This window comes from Paenibacillus sp. A3, assembly GCF_001399685.1.
In the GTDB taxonomy this organism is placed as follows: Bacteria; Bacillota; Bacilli; order Paenibacillales; family NBRC-103111; genus Paenibacillus_G.
In genome coordinates, this window is sequence record NZ_JTHN01000352.1 from 1 (window position 1) to 920 (window position 920).

At 51.5% G+C, this 920-nt stretch carries 2 protein-coding genes; one reads left to right on the plus strand and one right to left on the minus strand.

The annotated features are described in order from the left end of the window. On the minus strand, positions 1 to 291 hold a 291-nt coding region (locus tag QJ48_RS34485), incomplete at its 3' end, for a response regulator (protein WP_157261863.1). Positions 292 to 416: 125 nt separating this feature from the next. On the opposite strand from QJ48_RS34485, the gene trmL reads away from it, so the two are divergent. Continuing rightward, the gene (gene trmL, locus QJ48_RS34490) at positions 417 to 881 is read left to right on the plus strand and encodes a tRNA (uridine(34)/cytosine(34)/5-carboxymethylaminomethyluridine(34)-2'-O)-methyltransferase TrmL (RefSeq protein WP_054977773.1); all 465 of its coding nucleotides are present in this window, start codon (positions 417 to 419) and stop codon (positions 879 to 881) included. The last annotated feature ends 39 nt before the right edge of the window (positions 882 to 920 follow it).

Consider the following 920-nt stretch of genomic DNA (forward strand, 5'->3'; position numbering starts at 1 on the left):
ACCGTTATCGAGCCCGGCGATTTTGTCGGACAAGTCCTGCATCGCCGTCAGCATAATGATCGGCACGAGATTGTTCTGGCCGCGCAGCTTGCGGCACACTTGAATGCCGTCCATCTTGGGCAGCATCAGGTCAAGCACGATCAGATCGGGGCGGAAATGCTGAATCGCCTGGAATACCGCTTCACCGTCGTAGACGCAGTGCACTTCGAAGCCGACCAGCTTCAGGTTGAATTCTATGAGCATCGAAATTGAAGGTTCGTCGTCAACGACAAGAATTTTCTTCTTCATCATTTCGGATAGTCTCCTTTGTAGTCGCTTGGATAAGTTCATTATCTCAGAGCACTATCATCTTCGTATTAAGAAAAGGTAAAACGTATGTAAAATTAATGAGGCATACAGGAGGAAAACGGAGCAGCATGGCTTTTCATATCGTACTGGTGGAGCCGGAAATTCCGGCCAATACGGGGAATATCTCCAGAACGTGCGCCGCGACCGGCACTTGGCTGCACTTGGTTCGTCCGCTCGGCTTCGATACCGACGACCGGACCCTCAAGCGGGCCGGACTGGACTATTGGCACGCCGTCAAGCTGGAGTATCACGATTCGTTTCAGGAAGTGAAGGATAAATACAAGGACGGCCGCTTCTTTTTTGCCACGACCAAGGCTTCTAAAGTTTACACGGATTTGACATTTCAAGACGGCGATTTTCTGGTATTCGGCAAAGAGACGAAAGGGCTTGCTCCGGAGATTTTGGCGGAGCACCCGGATTCGCTTATGCGGCTGCCGATGACGGACGCCGTTCGTTCGCTGAACTTGTCCAACGCCGCGGCGATCGTCCTGTTCGAAGCGCTTCGGCAGACCGGATTTCCAGAATTGTCCTGAAATTCGACCCATTTCGTTACGAAAATGCGACTCTCATAG